The organism is Mycobacterium lehmannii (assembly GCF_002245535.1).
Lineage (GTDB): Bacteria > Actinomycetota > Actinomycetes > Mycobacteriales > Mycobacteriaceae > Mycobacterium > Mycobacterium lehmannii.
In genome coordinates this window covers 39,581-54,732 of sequence record NZ_NKCN01000010.1, presented here as the reverse complement: position 1 = coordinate 54,732, position 15,152 = coordinate 39,581, and the positions used below count along the sequence as shown (strand labels likewise).

The 15,152-nt window shown below is 66.2% G+C and carries 16 protein-coding genes; 11 read left to right on the top strand and 5 right to left on the bottom strand.

Translation table 11 applies throughout. The features are described 5' to 3' along the window. Positions 1-7: 7 nt before the first annotated feature. Positions 8-1,012: an AraC family transcriptional regulator gene (locus CEX87_RS13085; RefSeq protein ID WP_094287718.1), complete on the top strand. Its 1,005-nt coding sequence runs from the start codon at positions 8-10 to the stop codon at positions 1,010-1,012. Between the two features lie 51 nt (positions 1,013-1,063). On the opposite strand, the gene CEX87_RS13080 is transcribed toward CEX87_RS13085, so the two are convergent. Genes CEX87_RS13080 through CEX87_RS13070 form a run of 3 tightly spaced genes read right to left on the bottom strand, consistent with a single transcriptional unit; the run spans position 1,064 to position 3,825 of the window. After that, the gene (locus tag CEX87_RS13080; RefSeq protein ID WP_094287640.1) at positions 1,064-1,963 is read right to left on the bottom strand and encodes a class I SAM-dependent methyltransferase; all 900 of its coding nucleotides are present in this window, start codon (positions 1,961-1,963) and stop codon (positions 1,064-1,066) included. 9 nt (positions 1,964-1,972) lie between these two features. Beyond that, positions 1,973-2,875 (bottom strand): class I SAM-dependent methyltransferase, encoded by a 903-nt coding sequence (locus tag CEX87_RS13075; RefSeq protein WP_094287638.1) that lies wholly within the window; start codon positions 2,873-2,875, stop codon positions 1,973-1,975. Next, entirely contained in the window at positions 2,872-3,825 is a 954-nt protein-coding gene (locus CEX87_RS13070; RefSeq protein ID WP_094287636.1) for a class I SAM-dependent methyltransferase, read from the bottom strand. The genes CEX87_RS13075 and CEX87_RS13070 overlap by 4 nt, the downstream gene beginning before the upstream one ends. Before the next feature lie 263 nt (positions 3,826-4,088). Between CEX87_RS13070 and secY the strand changes: the two genes are divergently transcribed. From secY to map, 3 genes are read left to right on the top strand one after another with little or no spacing between them, the layout of a single operon-like run. After that, a complete protein-coding gene (gene secY / locus CEX87_RS13065) occupies positions 4,089-5,429 on the top strand; it encodes a preprotein translocase subunit SecY (RefSeq protein WP_064400094.1) in 1,341 nt (446 codons plus the stop codon). After that, complete coding sequence (locus CEX87_RS13060; protein WP_064400093.1) at positions 5,426-5,974, top strand: adenylate kinase; 549 nt, start codon at positions 5,426-5,428, stop codon at positions 5,972-5,974. Before secY ends, CEX87_RS13060 begins: the two co-directional genes overlap by 4 nt. 5 nt (positions 5,975-5,979) lie before the next feature. Next, a complete protein-coding gene (gene map, locus CEX87_RS13055; protein WP_066810564.1) occupies positions 5,980-6,774 on the top strand; it encodes a type I methionyl aminopeptidase in 795 nt (264 codons plus the stop codon). A gap of 29 nt (positions 6,775-6,803) precedes the next feature. Here map and CEX87_RS13050 read toward each other — a convergent pair whose 3' ends face one another. Next, on the bottom strand, positions 6,804-8,294 hold the full coding sequence (locus tag CEX87_RS13050; RefSeq protein WP_094287634.1) for a catalase: 1,491 nt from the start codon (positions 8,292-8,294) through the stop codon (positions 6,804-6,806). A gap of 13 nt (positions 8,295-8,307) precedes the next feature. Beyond that, complete coding sequence (locus CEX87_RS13045; RefSeq protein ID WP_094287632.1) at positions 8,308-8,739, bottom strand: Fur family transcriptional regulator; 432 nt, start codon at positions 8,737-8,739, stop codon at positions 8,308-8,310. Between the two features lie 157 nt (positions 8,740-8,896). On the opposite strand from CEX87_RS13045, the gene CEX87_RS13040 reads away from it, so the two are divergent. The 7 genes from CEX87_RS13040 (at position 8,897) to CEX87_RS13010 (ending at position 15,134) form a co-directional block, all read left to right on the top strand. After that, positions 8,897-9,358 carry a MarR family winged helix-turn-helix transcriptional regulator gene (locus tag CEX87_RS13040; RefSeq protein ID WP_064400090.1) on the top strand — a complete coding sequence of 154 codons (462 nt, stop codon included), beginning with the start codon at positions 8,897-8,899 and terminating at the stop codon, positions 9,356-9,358. Between the two features lie 62 nt (positions 9,359-9,420). Continuing rightward, a complete protein-coding gene (locus CEX87_RS13035) occupies positions 9,421-9,936 on the top strand; it encodes a sigma-70 family RNA polymerase sigma factor (RefSeq protein ID WP_064400089.1) in 516 nt (171 codons plus the stop codon). Beyond that, entirely contained in the window at positions 9,933-10,658 is a 726-nt protein-coding gene (locus CEX87_RS13030) for an anti-sigma factor family protein (protein WP_064400088.1), read from the top strand. The genes CEX87_RS13035 and CEX87_RS13030 overlap by 4 nt, the downstream gene beginning before the upstream one ends. 71 nt (positions 10,659-10,729) lie before the next feature. Next, complete coding sequence (locus CEX87_RS13025; RefSeq protein ID WP_064427251.1) at positions 10,730-12,436, top strand: thiamine pyrophosphate-binding protein; 1,707 nt, start codon at positions 10,730-10,732, stop codon at positions 12,434-12,436. Beyond that, the gene (locus tag CEX87_RS13020; protein WP_064400086.1) at positions 12,417-13,082 is read left to right on the top strand and encodes a hypothetical protein; all 666 of its coding nucleotides are present in this window, start codon (positions 12,417-12,419) and stop codon (positions 13,080-13,082) included. The genes CEX87_RS13025 and CEX87_RS13020 overlap by 20 nt, the downstream gene beginning before the upstream one ends. Positions 13,083-13,089: 7 nt before the next feature. After that, positions 13,090-14,100 (top strand): 3-oxoacyl-ACP synthase III family protein, encoded by a 1,011-nt coding sequence (locus CEX87_RS13015; protein ID WP_064400085.1) that lies wholly within the window; start codon positions 13,090-13,092, stop codon positions 14,098-14,100. Further along, the gene (locus CEX87_RS13010; protein ID WP_064400198.1) at positions 14,100-15,134 is read left to right on the top strand and encodes a pyridoxal phosphate-dependent aminotransferase; all 1,035 of its coding nucleotides are present in this window, start codon (positions 14,100-14,102) and stop codon (positions 15,132-15,134) included. The genes CEX87_RS13015 and CEX87_RS13010 overlap by 1 nt, the downstream gene beginning before the upstream one ends. The last annotated feature ends 18 nt before the right edge of the window (positions 15,135-15,152 follow it).

The window sequence follows — 15,152 nt, the reverse complement described above, 5'->3', positions numbered from 1 at the left end:
TGGCCGAATGAGTGGCATGATCCGCGGCACGGCCCTGCGTGGGTATCCCGAGCTTGTTCGAGAGCTCGGAGGCGATCCCGCGGCGTATTACGCAAGATTCGCCATTCCCGCCGGCGTCGAAGAATGCGAAGACGCTCTGATACCGGTGCTTCCCTTCGGAAACATGATCACGGCGACCGCCGACGAACTACGGTGCGTGGATTTCGGTCTCCGGTTGTCTTGCATGCGTGGCATCGCCGTCGGGGGCCCCATCGCGGTAATAGTCCGGAATTCCGAATTCGTGGCGGACGCCATCCAGGCTGGAATGCGCTACAGCTACGCGCATTCCACGGCGTTCAAACTTGCCCTTGTGCCGCATACCGATACAGCCACCCGGCTCACATACGAGGTGATTGAACCGGACCTCGGGTACTACCCCTTGCAGGCGTACGAGATGAGTGTGGGGACCCTCGTTCAGGTCTTGAGGGTACTCGCGGGCAGGGAAACACCGGCCACTGTGGCATTCCGGCACGCCCGGCTGAGCCCGGAGAGCGTGTACCAAGACACCTTGGGCTGCCCGGTGCGCTTCGAACAGAGCTGGTGCGGTATCGAGCTGCCGACCTCCGTGCTCCACCGGCGCATCGACAACGTAGACCCCTTGGCCAAGCGCATCGCGGTCAAGTATGTCGAAGTCACGCATACCCCGAGCGATGGGCAATTATCCGATCGTGTCGCCGATCTGGCGCACCGCCTCCTGCCCGCTGGACTGTGCACGGTCGAATCCATCGCCGAGCAACTAGCACTGCATCCAAGGACGCTGCAGCGGCGGTTGGCAGCCGAAGGCGTTAGTTGTCAAGACCTGATCGACAGAGAACGCCGAGTGCAAGCGGCGAAGTACATGGCGATTTCAACCCTGCATCTGAGTCAGATCGCGCACCTACTGGGCTACTCCGAACAAAGTGCGTTCAATCGGTCGTTCCGCCGCTGGTTCGGTACGACGCCGCGGGAGTTTCGCGAACGTGCACATCTGTAGGGATTTTCGCGGCGCGTCGTGTGCAAACGCGCACGCTCGCGCAGCTTCGGGTCAGCGTTTGATCGCCGACAGGTAGCTCATATCGCTGAAAAAGCCGATCGTGCTGTCCTCGTCGAACGTGAAACCGTTGGCGGCATAGGCATCCGGCATGCTCTGCGTCGTGACGTCCCATCCGCGGTCGGTCAGATAGTCGACGACGTCGTTGCGCTCACCGTGATAGATGAGCTCACCCATCTCGATGTTCTGTCCGTAAGCCTGCAATTTCTCGGCGATCTCCCGGGCCCGCTCGTCGGAGAACATGCTGACGTCGGGGATGTGCTCGGTGGCCACCCGGCTATCCGGTGCGCTCAGTTCATCGATCCGGTCGAACAGCAGGTCCTGCGCTTCGGGCGGCAGGTAGATCAGCAGCCCCTCGGCGATCCAGGCCGTCGGTTGCGTCGGATCGAAGCCGTTGTCCAACAGCGCTTTCGGCCAGTCATCGCGCAGGTCGATCGCCACCACGTGCCGGTTCGCGGTCGGTTCGACCCCCAACGCCGAAAGGGTGTCGCTCTTGAACGCGATCACCTCCGGCTGGTCGAGTTCGAACACAGTGGTGCCTGCCGGCCACGGCAGGCGGTAGCCGCGGGCGTCGAGCCCGGCGGCCAAGATCACCGCCTGGCGGACACCACCAGCCGCGGCGTCGGCGAACAGCCGGTCGAAATGGCGGGTGCGCACAGCCATTCCCTCGGCGGCGCGGCGTGTGTTGAAGCGAGGGTCGATGTCGTCCAGCGATATCTCGCCGTCGAGCGCCCGGATGAAGAAGTCGAGCCCGACCGCGCGCACCAGAGGTTCGGCGTACGGGTCGTCGATCAGGCCCTCGCGGTGGCTCAGTACGCGCTGTGCGGCGACCATCGTCGCGGTCGAGCCGACGCTGGATGCCAGATCCCAGGTGTCGTTGTCGGTGCGGGCCATTCGTGCTCCTCAGTTGCGCATTGCGGTGATCGCGAGCGAATCACGCATCGGGGCAAGCAGTTCTGTGTCGGGAAATTCTCGGCCGTATCCCGCAAACACCTCGGGACGGCTCTTGGTGGAGACCTGCCAACCGTGCTCGGTCAGATAGTCGACGACGTGGCTGCGCTCGCCCTCGTAGAAGAGGTGCGAGATGTCGAGGTGGACGCCGTTCTCACCCCACTGTTTGCTGATCGCCTTACTGCGTTCGCCGATCGTCGCGGCGGCGTCGGGATGGTATTCGGTGGCGAGCCTGCTTCCCGGTGTGCTCAGCGTGCCGATGTCGTCGAACAGCTTGTCCTGCGCTTCCGGCGGCAAGTAGACGAGCAGTCCTTCCGCGCTCCACGCTGCGGGCTGTGCCGGGTCGAAACCGATGTCGCGCAACGCGTTCGGCCAATCATCGCGCAGGTCGATACCGACAGTGCGCAGCTGGGCAGAGGGGGAGGCCCCCAGCGAGGCCATCGTCGCGGTCTTGAACTCGATCACCTGCGGCTGGTCGATCTCGTAGACAACGGTCCCGTCGGGCCACGGCAGCCGGTAGGACCGCGAGTCCAGACCCGAGGCCAGAATCACCGCCTGCCGGATTCCACCTCCGGTGGAGGTGAGGAAGAAGTCGTCGAAGAACCGTGTGCGCACCGCGATCATCCTGGCCATGAAGTCGGCGCCGGCGCCGTCGATGTCGTTGCCCTCGATGCCCCCGTCGACCAGGCCCGTGAAGAAGTCGATGCCGACCGCACGCACCAGCGGCGCGGCGTACGGATCGACGAAGAGCGGGTCACTTTCGCGGCTGGCGATCGCGCGTGCGGCGGCGACCATTGTGGCCGTGGTCCCTACGCTGGATGCGGGGTCCCAACTGTCCGAATCCGTTCGGCTCATTTCTCGAGTATGCCGCTGATGTACTGCATCTCACCGAACCTGGCGTCGTCGTCCTCCGGCAGCGGAGGCAGTCCGTTCTCGGCCAGCAGCTCGCCGACCGCGCGGCGGGTCAGGCGCCAGCCCCGCTCCTCGAGGTAGGCTCCGGCCTCGTTGCGCTCGCCGATGTAGACGAGTTCGGAGAAGTCGAGTTCGAAGCCGTGTTCGCGCCACCGCTCCGCTGATTCCTGCATCCGGGCCAGCACCTTCTCGCGAGCGGCGGGGTCGCTGCTGGACGGGCCGCTCTCTACCGCGACCCGGCTACCCGGGGCGCTCAACTCGGTGATCGTGTCGAGCAGCTTGTCCTGTGCCTCCGGCGGCAGGTATCCGAGCAGACCCTCGGCGCTCCATGCGGTCGGCAGGGCGGGGTCGAAACCCGCGTCCTTCAACGCCGCGGGCCAGTCGAAGCGCAGGTCGATCGCCACCGCCCTGCGCTGTGCGGTCGGCTCGGCGCCGAGGTCGGCCATTGCCCGGGTCATGAACGCGATGACGTCGGGCTGGTCGATCTCGAAGACCGTCGTCCCGGCCGGCCATGCCAACCGGTAGGCGCGCGCGTCGAGCCCGGAGGCCAGGATCACCGCCTGCCGGACACCACCTTCGGCGGCCTCTGAGAAGAACTCGTCGAAGAACTTGGTCCGCACGGCCATGTTGTCGGTCATCCGGGCCATCCCGACCGTGGCCCCATCCGAGGTGTCACCGTCGAGGTCCTCGAGCGTGAGCTCACCGCTGGCCAGGCGGGTGAAGAAGTCCACGCCCACGGCGCGCACCAACGGTTCGGCGTACGGATCGCAGATCAGCGCGTCGGCACCCGTGCTGGCGATCGCCCTCGCCGCCGCGACCATCGTCGCCGTCGCACCGACGCTGCTGGCGAGGTCCCAGGTGTCTCCCTCAAAACGTGGACCCGTACGTGCCATCTCAACTCCTGACGCTATTGGTTAGTGGATATAACGAGATTGGTTCCACGGTATGTTCCCGGCCTGAGAGGTTGCTGTGAGGCGGGACGATCAGCGGGATGCGGGCCAACGGGACCCCAACTGTTATTCTCGTAGACTGTTTGACGGGTAACTCTGCAGGCTGCGCGCTTGACGGGGGTCCGCACACGACTTAACCAAGACGCTGGTCGAATCCAGCCCCATCCGCACGCCGCGATCAACAGGCCGGCTGCGCAGGAGGAAGAGTGCTTTCGGCTTTCATCTCATCACTGCGGACGGTCGACCTGAGGCGAAAGATCCTGTTCACCCTGGGCATCGTGATCCTTTACCGGGTCGGGGCCGCGATCCCGTCTCCGGGGGTGAACTACCCGAACGTGCAGGAGTGCATCGCTGAGGTCACCGGCGGTGAGTCCGGCCAGATCTACTCGCTGATCAACCTGTTCTCCGGCGGCGCGTTGCTGCAGTTGTCGGTGTTCGCCGTCGGTGTGATGCCCTACATCACCGCGAGCATCATCGTGCAGCTGCTGACCGTGGTGATCCCGCGGTTCGAGCAGCTGCGTAAAGAAGGCCAGTCCGGCCAGGCCAAGATGACGCAGTACACGCGCTATCTGGCCATTGCGCTGGCCATTCTGCAGAGCACCAGCATCGTGGCGCTGGCGGCCAACGGCGGCCTGCTCCAAGGCTGCTCGCTGGACATCATCCAGGGCCAGAGCGAGGGGCTGAACATCTTCACCCTCGTGGTGATGGTGCTGGTGATGACCGCGGGCGCGGCGCTGGTGATGTGGATGGGCGAGCTGGTCACCGAGCGCGGCATCGGTAACGGCATGTCGCTGATCATCTTCGCGAGCATCGCCTCGGCGATCCCTGGCGAGGGTCAGACCATCCTCGAGAGCCGCGGCGGCCTGGTGTTCGCGCTGGTCTGCGCCGGTGCGCTGGCGATCATCGTCGGCGTGGTGTTCGTCGAGCAGGGCCAGCGCCGAATCCCCGTGCAGTACGCCAAGCGGATGGTTGGCCGCAAGATGTACGGCGGCACCTCGACGTACCTGCCGTTGAAGGTGAACCAGGCAGGCGTCATCCCGGTGATCTTCGCCTCGTCGCTGATCTACATCCCGCAGCTCATCACCCAGCTCATCCAGAGCGGAAGCTCGAATCCGAACAGCACCAACTGGTGGAACACGTTCGTCGCGAACTACCTGACAGATCCCAGCAGCCTGGCCTACATCGGGGTCTACTTCGCGCTGATCGTGTTCTTCACCTACTTCTACGTCTCCATCACGTTCAACCCCGATGAGCGGGCCGACGAGATGAAGAAGTTCGGCGGCTTCATCCCCGGCATCCGGCCTGGCAAGCCGACCGCGGACTACCTGCGTTACGTACTGAGCCGGATCACCCTTCCAGGTTCGATCTACCTGGGTCTGATCGCCGTGCTGCCGAACCTGTTCCTCTCCGTGGGGAGCAGCGGGCCCGTGCAGAACCTGCCGTTCGGTGGTGTGGGCGTACTGATCCTCGTCGGGGTCGGATTGGATACCGTCAAACAGATCGAGAGCCAGCTGATGCAGCGCAATTACGAAGGGTTTCTGAAGTGAGAGTCGTTCTGCTCGGACCGCCCGGCGCCGGCAAGGGAACACAGGCCCAGAAGCTCTCCGAAAAGCTCGGAATTCCGCAGATCTCGACCGGCGACCTCTTCCGCAAGAACATCGGCGACGGCACCCCGCTGGGGCTGGAAGCCAAGAAATACCTCGACGCGGGCGACCTGGTGCCATCGGAGCTGACGAACAAGCTGGTCGAGGACCGCATCGAACAGCCCGACGCGGCCGACGGGTTCATCCTCGACGGCTACCCCCGCTCCGTGGAGCAGGCCAAGGCGCTCGACGACATGCTCAAGCGCCACGACACCAAGCTCGATGCGGTGCTGGAGTTCAAGGTTTCCGAGGACGAGCTGTTCAAGCGTCTCAAGTCCCGCGGCCGCGAAGACGACACCGAAGACGTGATCCGCAACCGCATGCAGGTCTATCGCGACGAGACCTACCCCCTGCTCGAGTACTACAGCAGCAACAACCTGCAGCAAGTCGACGCGGTCGGCGCTCTCGACGAGGTTTTCGCGCGCGCACTGCAGGCGCTCGGTAAGTAGCGGATATGGGCCTGATGGGCCTGCGCGGACGCAAGGTCGTACCGCAGCGCACCCCCGATGAACTCGACGCGATGGCCGTCGCGGGAGCCTTGGTGGCGTCGGCGCTGGCCGCGGTCCGGCAGGCCGCCGCCCCCGGCGTGACCACACTGGCGCTCGACGAGGTCGCCGAGTCGGTGATCCGCGACGGCGGAGGTGTGCCCTCCTTCCTCGGCTACCACGGGTATCCCGCGAGCATCTGCTCCTCGGTCAATGACCGTGTAGTGCACGGTATTCCGTCTGCGGCAGAGACCCTGGCGTCCGGGGACTTGGTGTCCATCGACTGCGGGGCGATCGTCGACGGCTGGCACGGCGACTCGGCGATCACGTTCGGGGTCGGGACGCTGATCCCGGTCGACGAGGCGTTGTCGCAGGCCACCAAGGAAGCCATGGAGGCCGGCGCATCCGCGATGGTGCCCGGCAACCGGCTCACCGACGTTTCCCACGCCATCGAGACCACGGCGCGCGCCGCCGAGAAGCGGTACGGCCGCAAGTTCGGCATCGTCGACGGCTACGGCGGACACGGCATCGGCAGGCAGATGCACATGGACCCGTTCCTGCCCAACGAGGGCGCGCCCGGGCGCGGACCCTATCTGGCGGTCGGTTCGGTGCTGGCCATCGAGCCGATGCTGACGCTGGGCACCACCAAGACCGTGATCCTCGAGGACGAGTGGACCGTCGTTACCACAGACGGATCGCGGGCGGCCCACTGGGAGCACACCGTGGCCGTCACCGAGGACGGGCCGCGGATCCTCACTCAGTAGGCCGCCCGCGCGAAATCATCCAAGGGCGGTTAGCCCTCGCCCATACCCTGCACGGGTTCGGGTGCGGCATCCCCGCGGACCGCCTTCTCGATCCGGGCGCCCAGATCGTCGTCGACGTTGCGCCAGTACTCCAGCGACCGGTCGAGCACCTCGCCGGTCACCCCGTCGAGGCTGCCCGCGATCGTCTCGACCGCCGCGGTGCGTTGCGCGTCGTTCCACACCTTGCGCACCATCGTGCCGGGCTGGCCGAAGTCGTCGTCCTCGGCGTGCAATGCGTAGGCCGAGCGCACCAGTTCGGCGTCTGCCTCCCAGCCGTCTTCGGCCGGGCCGGTGGTGTCCGACCACGGACGTCCGCCGCTGTTGGGTGCGTAAACCGGTGCCGCGCCGGAGTGGTGGTAGGTCATCTGGCCGTCGAACATGTAGGAGTTCATCGGCACCCCGTCGCGCGGCTGGTTCACCGGCAGCTGGTGGAAGTTGGTGCCGATCCGGTTGCGCTGCGCATCGCTGTAGGCGAACGCGCGGCCGAGCAGCATCTTGTCCGGCGACAGGCCGATACCCGGCACCGTGTTACCCGGGGAGAACGCCGCCTGTTCGATCTGGGCGAAGAAGTTCTCCGGGTTGCGGTTGAGCGTGAAGCTGCCGACCGGGATCAGTGGGTAGTCCGCGTGCGGCCACACCTTGGTCAGGTCGAACGGGTTGAACCGGTAGTCGGCCGCCTCGGCGTACGGCATCACCTGCACCGAGAGCCGCCAGCTTGGGTGCTCGCCCCGGTTGATCGCATCGAAGAGGTCTCGGCGGTGGAAGTCGCTGTCCTCACCGGCCAGGGCGGCGGCCTCGTCATTGGTGAGGAACTCCATGCCCTGGTCGGTGTGGAAGTGGTACTTCACCCAGAACTTCTCGCCTGCGGCGTTGACCCACATGTAGGTGTGCGAGCCGTAGCCGTTCATGTGGCGCCAGGTCCGCGGCAGGCCGCGCTCACCCATCAGGTAGGTCACCTGGTGGGCGGACTCGGGGTTCAAACTCCAGAAATCCCACTGCATCTGCGAGGACCGCAGGCCGGAGTCGGGCAGCCGCTTCTGGCTGCGGATGAAATGTGGGAACTTCATCGGGTCACGGACGAAGAAGATCGGCGTGTTGTTGCCGACCAGGTCGTAGTTGCCTTCTGAAGTGTAGAACTTCAGCGAGTATCCGCGCACATCCCGCCACGTGTCCGGGCTGCCCTGCTCACCGGCCACCGTCGAAAACCGGATCAGCAGATCGGTTTTCGCGCCCTTCTGGAACAGCGCGGCCTTGGTGAACTGCGAGACGTCCTCGGTGGCGTTGAACACCCCGAAGGCGCCGGAGCCCTTGGCGTGCGGGCTGCGCTCCGGGACGCGCTCACGGTTGAAGTGCGCCATCTGCTCCAGGAAATGCACGTCGTGCAGGACGAGTGGTCCGTTGGAGCCGACGCTGAGCGTGTTGCGGTCGCTGGGGGCCGGAGCGCCGGTGCCGGTCGTCGACCCGAATTTCGGTGTGGTCATGGGAATCTCCGTTTCAGTTGAGTTGTGCACTGCCTTGGCAGCCGGGGCAGATGCCCCAGAACGTCACTTCGGCCTCGTCGATCGCGTAACCGGTGTCACCGCTGGTGTGCAGGCACGGGGCCCGGCCGACCTCGCAGTCGACGTCGTCGAGGGCGCCACACACCCGGCAGACCAGGTGGTGGTGGTTGTCGCCGGTCTGCAGTTCGAAGCGCGCACGTGAGCCGGCGGGTTCGACGCGCCGCAACAGTCCGGCATCGGTCAGGGCATAGAGCACGTCGTAAACCGCCTGCGTCGACAGTGATCCGATGCGGCGGCGCGCTCCGGCGGCGATCTGCTCGACGTCCGCGTGCGGATGGGCTCGCACCTCGGCGAGCACGGCGAGTCGGGGTTTGGTGACACGCAGCCCGGCGGCCCGCAGATCGTCGTGCCAACGAGTCACGGACATGCGGCCCTCCGAATACTTGAACCAGTCAAGTTTCCATTCTGCCCCAATTCCTTGCATTCTGCAAGTCTTGCAAAAAGCAATACCTAGGAGGTCAGCAGTGCTGACTGGGTGTGCCCGCGTGCGACAATTTTGGCATGCACGCGCCCGGAATACCGACGTGACCAAGACACCAAAAGAAGAGCTGACGGCGTTCGAGGTGGCGGCCAGGGATTTGGTGGGCCTGGCGCTGCGCAGTGTCGAAGAGGTGGACGTCTCGCTGCCGCAGTTCCGGTTGCTCGCGGTGTTGCAACAGCGCGGTCGATCGACGTCGACTGAATGCGCCAAGGCGCTCGGAGTGGTCGGATCCACGGTGACGCGTCTGGCCGACCGACTGCATGCCTCTGGCCACCTGGTGCGCGGCTCGGATCCGTCGAACCGCAGCGTCGTCACCCTGGAGTTGACTGCTTCGGGCCGCAAACTGGTGCAGCAGGTCACCGCTCGTCGGCGCCGCGAACTGGCCCGGGTGCTCGACCACATCGACCCAGCCGAGCGGGCGGCGTGCGCGGCGGTGCTGCGCACCCTGCATGAACGGTTCGCCGAGAACCAAGCAGGTGCCCGGCGCAACTCCGTCCCGCTGTGAGGATGCAGCGCCGATACTGAACCGGATGACCGCCAACCTCGTGTCTAGGGCGGAGGTTGAAGTTGGACGACCCGGACGCGACCGTCATGCGGGTGCTCTATACCGAGCACGCCGCCGCGATCTGGCGCTATGCGGTCCGGCTGACCGGCGACACGGCCCGGGCGGAGGATGTGGTGCAGGAGACGCTACTGCGGGCGTGGCGACACCCCGAGGTGACGGCCGACGCCTCGAGGTCGGCGCGACCGTGGTTGTTCACCGTGGCCCGCAACCTCATCATCGACGAGACACGCAGTGCCCGCTTCCGTAGCGAAGCCGGCACCGCCGACATGGAGACGACCGCGGACCGGGCCGGGCCCGACGAGGTGGAGGCTGCGTTGAACCGAATGATGCTCGGCGAAGCCGTCGGTGCGCTGTCCGAGGAGCACCGCGCGGTCATCAGCCGCGCGTACTACCAGGGCTGGACCACGGCGCAGATCGCAGCCGACCTCCACATCGCCGAAGGCACCGTGAAGTCACGGCTGCACTACGGGGTACGAGCGCTCAAGCTCAAGTTGGAGGAGATGGGGGTGACACGGTGACGGCATTCGAACCCGTCCTCGGCCGAGCGGACGACGATCGGCACGCCACGTGGGACGCCGCCTACGTCCTGGGCTCGCTGACCGAACAGGACCGCCTCGAGTACGAGGCACATCTTGCGACCTGTGAGCGTTGCACGGCCGCGGTCGCCGAACTGCGCGACATCCCCACTCTGCTGGGCACGGTCGAACCGGCCGAGTTCGACGGCCATGAGCCCGCGCACGCACAACCCCCGCCAGAACTGTTGAGCGGGCTGTTGAACAGGGTGCGCGCGCGACGCAGGCGGTCGCGGTGGATGACCTCGGCAGCCATCGGTCTGGCCGCCGCCGTGCTGGTGGTCGGCATCGCGATCGCGGTCCGTCCGGAGACGTTCGGGTTGCAAACCGGCACACCGCCGCAGGCGTCCGGTCAGCAACTGGAGATGGCCAAGGTTTCCGAGACGCCGATCAACGCGACCATCTCGATGACGGGGTACGGCTGGGGCACTCGAATCGACATGGCATGCACCTACGGCGACTGGGGCCAACGCGATGCGCCGCCCCAGAACCTGGGGATGGTTGTGGTGGGACACGACGGCAGCCGCAACCAAGTGGCGACGTGGCTGGGGCTGTCGGGCGCGACCGCACTGCCGAGCGCCACTACGCCGATGCAGATGGACGAAATCGCTGCTGTGCAACTGGTTTCACCCGAATCCGGTGAAGTGCTTCTCGAGCGTTCGCTGTGAATGTTCTGAACCGATGAACTCCGCCTGCCCGCGCACCGTGTAACTCGCTGAAGTCCGAAAGCAGGTGAGAGATGGGCCATCGAGTCGTCGACCACATCGTCGAGTACCTTGCGGCGATCGGCGTGCAGTTCATCTTCGGTGTCGACGGTGCCAACATCGAGGATCTCTACGACGCGGCGTATTTCCGTTCCGACATCGACGCCGTGCTCGCCAAGCACGAGTTCTCCGCTGCCACCATGGCCGACGGATACAGCCGCGGCGGCTGCGGAATCGGCGTGGTGGCGGCGACGTCGGGTGGTGGCTGCCTGAACACCGTTCCCGCACTGGGGGAAGCGTTGGCCAGCCGAGTGCCGGTACTGGCGTTGATCGGACAACCGCCGAGCGCACTCGACGGTCGAGGCGCGTTCCAGGACACCAGCGGCCGCAACGGGGCACTCGATGCGCACGCGCTGTTCTCGGCGGTGTCGGTGCATTGCCGGCGGATACTCACGCCCGCGGACATCGTGACCGCACTTCCCGCAGCGATCGAGGCCGCAGCGGCCCGGCGAGGGCCGTCGGTGCTGTTGCTGCCCAAAGACATCCAGCAAGCCGCGGTGCCTGTCAACGGCGGTGTGGTGGTCGGCGAGCGTGTCGGTGTGACACCGGCTGCCCCGCATGCGGTCGCGCGGGCGCTTCGGCGAGTCGAGGGTCCCGTCACGATCATCGCGGGAGAACAGGTTGCCCGCGACGACGCGCGTGCCGAGCTCGAGGCGCTGCGGGCATTGCTGCGCGCCCGGGTGGCCACCGTGCCCGACGCGAAGGACGTCGCGGGCACACCGGGGATGGGATCGTCGTCGGCGCTGGGCGTCACCGGAGTGATGGGTCATCCGACCATCGCCTCGGCACTGGCCGACAGTGGGTTGTGCCTCCTGGTGGGCACCAGGATGACGGTCACGGCGCGGGCCGGCCTCGAGAACGCCCTGGCCTCGGTTCCCGTGTTCTCGATGGGCTGCGCCCCACCGTATCTCGCATGCACCCACGCGCACACCGACGATCTGCGCACCTCGCTTCGGGCGCTCACTGACGCGCTGTCAGGTGCGGGCCGGCCTGCGCGCCTGCGGGTGCCCGACACGGTGACCCGTGACGAGTTGCAGCCGCCGCCCCATCTCGGAACCGGCGTCCGGTATCGCGACGCGATGCTGGCGCTCGACGCGACGTTGCCCGACGGCGTGGACATCGTGGTCGACGCGGGCAATATCGGGGCGGCGGCGATTCATCACCTGCCGGTGCGGCGCGACGGCCGGTTCGTCGTCGCGCTCGGCATGGGGGGCATGGGATACAGCTTCGGCGCAGGAATCGGAATGGCCTTCGGCCGGGGCAGGCGGACGCTGGTGGTAGCGGGCGACGGCAGTTTCCTCATGCACGGCATGGAGATTCACACCGCGCGCGAGTACGGGCTGCCGGTGACGTTCCTCCTGTTCGACAACCACGCGCACGCGATGTGCCTCACTCGCGAGCAGGTGTTCTACGGCGATCGGTACAGCTACAACCGGTTCGGGCCGAGCCGGTTGGGGGCCGGACTTGGCGCGATGTTCCCGGGACTGCGCACCGCCGACATCGAGGACGTCGCGTCGCTGCCCGCCGCACTCACAGCTGCGCTCGAGACCGACGGCCCCGCCGTCATCAGCATCGAATGTTCTGCCGATGAGATTCCGCCGTTCGCGGCGTTCCTCGACCGAGACAGCGTCAAACCATCTGCCGCAGAGGAGATCCGCAACCATGTCCCTGCCCGCCCTTGACGACATCACCACCCATCGCGGCACTGGCGAGCCGCTCGACGGCCTCATTCGCGTCGAGACGTCACCGCGTGAGAAGGCCACCCCGATCATCATGGAGATGATGCGGTCGGTCTATCCGCACGACTACGTCTACGGCGAGTACTGCACCGTCAACGAGTACGTCGACTGTCCGCCCGGCGCGCTATTCGAATACCTCTCCGACACAAGGTGTCTGGAGGAATGGACCTACAGCCTGCGCGGTTTCGCCCCCACCGAGGAACCAGGGCTGTGGGTGGCCTACGACCGGCTGGGCTCGCAGACGCAGATATTCACCCGCACGGTCGCCAACGAGGCGGCCATGACGGTGGATTACCACTGCGCGTGGGATCAGGGCAGGCACCTGTGGATGATCTACCTGATGCGTGTCGTCGATGCCCAGCTTGTGTTCGACAAACCCGGTTCGGTGGTGCTGTGGACCAACTGTCATCACCCGTTCTACGACCGCAACCCGTATCCGGAGTCGGCCCCACCCGAGCGACCCGTATGGGTGGGCGACTTCTGGGATATGTTCGGCCCCGGCCACCTGCTCGAGTTGCGCAATCTCAAGGCCATCGCCGAGTACCGGCACCGCAACGGCCTTCCCGTGACGCCCGACTGGATGAGGTGAGTTCGGAATGACCGTCAGCCTTCTGGACGTATCGACGTACCTGCCCGGTGAGCCGATCGGCGCCGAATACTATGCGCAGTTCGCCGAATCCGACGATCTGCGGGACAACATGATGTTCCGCGCCCCCAGATTCCGCCATCACGTCGCGCCCGACGAGACCGCCGTCGACATGGTCGAGCGGGCGGCCGCCGGCCTGATCGAGCGTCGCGGCCAGGACGCCGTCGCCGGCGCCGACGTACTGATCACCCACACCCAGATGCCCGACGTCCCGTTCTACGGTGGCGGCGGTGCCATGGCGCACCGACTCGGTATGAAGCCGACATGGGTGCTCGATCTGCACAACGGCGGCTGCGCGGCGTTCGTGTTCGGGCTGCAGGTGGCGCGGCAGCTGCTGTCCTCCGGCGCTGGACGCACGGCGCTGGTCGCCGTCGCGCAGAACGCCGCCGGTCAGGTCTTCGACCAACCCCAGGTGCGGCGTAAGGCCCAGGCGTCGGTGCCGGGCGACGGTGCGGCCGTCGGCCTGCTGGCGGTGTCGGAGCAGTCACCGATCCTCGACGTCGAATGTCGCACCTACGGCGAGTTCGCCGGCGATATGACGATCGCGTCCGACCCGCCGCGCAAGTGGTGGCAGCCGGGCCCTGGGGAGGGTTACATCGGTTTCACCGAAAGCAAGATCACCAAGGTGCTGGCGCGAGGCAACCGCCAGGTTCCCGAGGTGTCGTACGCGGTATGCGACCGCATCGGGGTCAAGCCTCCCGATCTGAACCTGCTCGTCACCAACCAGCCGAACCGGGTGTTCTTGCGCAACTGGCGAGAAGCGCTCGAACTCCCGCCCGAGCGTCACGTCGACACCTTCGACCAGTGCGGCAACCTGTTCGCCGCGGGCATTCCGGTCAATCTCGATCGTGCAATTGACAGCGGAAGACTCAAACCGGGGGAGGTCGTGTTGATGGCGGCGTTCGCCCACGCCGGTGATTTCGCCGGGGCGGCCGCAGTGCGGTGGGGCGGCCGCGGCTGATGTCCGAACCGATGCACAGGGGAGCGGAGGCGCTCGGCGCGCTACCCACCTCGTTGGACCCGATGGCCCTGTCGCTCAACGAGAATCCCTTCCCACCACTGCCGTCCGTGCGTTCGGCGCTGAGCGCTTCGATCGAGGCGGCCAACCGGTATCCGGAGTATCTGCCCGAGCGGCTGCGCTCGCTGATCGCCGGACACACGGGCCTGCGCGACGAGCAGGTCGTGGTCGGGGCCGGCGCCACCGGTGTGATCATGCAGGTGTTGCATGCGGTGACGGATCCCGGTGATCGAATCGTCATGGCCACGCCGACGTTCGACGGATATCCGATCTTCGCGCAGATGGCGCGGCTGGAATCGGTCGCCGTTGCGTTGGACGCGCACGGTCACCACGATCTCGACGCGATGGCGTCGGCCGCGACCGGTGCCAGGGTCGTGGTGGTGTGCCGTCCGCACAACCCGACCGGCACAATCGAGCACGCCGCCGAACTCGAGCGGTTCCTTCGGTGCCTGTCGCCGGAGACAGTGGTCCTTCTCGACGAGGCCTACGCGGAGTTCCTGGCGCCGGAGTACCGCATGGACGCCGTCGGATTGGTCGCGCGGCACCCCAATGTGGTGGTGCTGCGGACGTTTTCGAAGGCCTACGGGTTAGCCGGACTTCGCATCGGGTACGGCTTCTGCGCCCCGCAGCTCGCCGGCAGGCTGTGGAGCATGCAACTGCCTTTTGGTGTCGCGATCACCGCACTCGTCGGGGTCGCGGCGTCGTTCGACGCGGAAGCCGAGCTGAGTCAACGCATCCGGATGATCACCAGCGAGCGTCGACACCTGCGCATGCGGCTGCGGTCCATGGGGGTGTACAGCACCGAGAGCAACGCCAACTTCGTCTATGTACCGGACTGTGGCCGTGGCTGGGGGAAGGTCTTCGAGACGAACGGAGTGCGTGTCCGCCAGTACGCCGACGGCGGCGTGCGCATCACCGTGGGAGACCGAAGATCCACCCGCGCCGTGGTGGCCGCGGTCGCCAAGGCCATGCGCTGAAATCTGCTGACCGCGCCG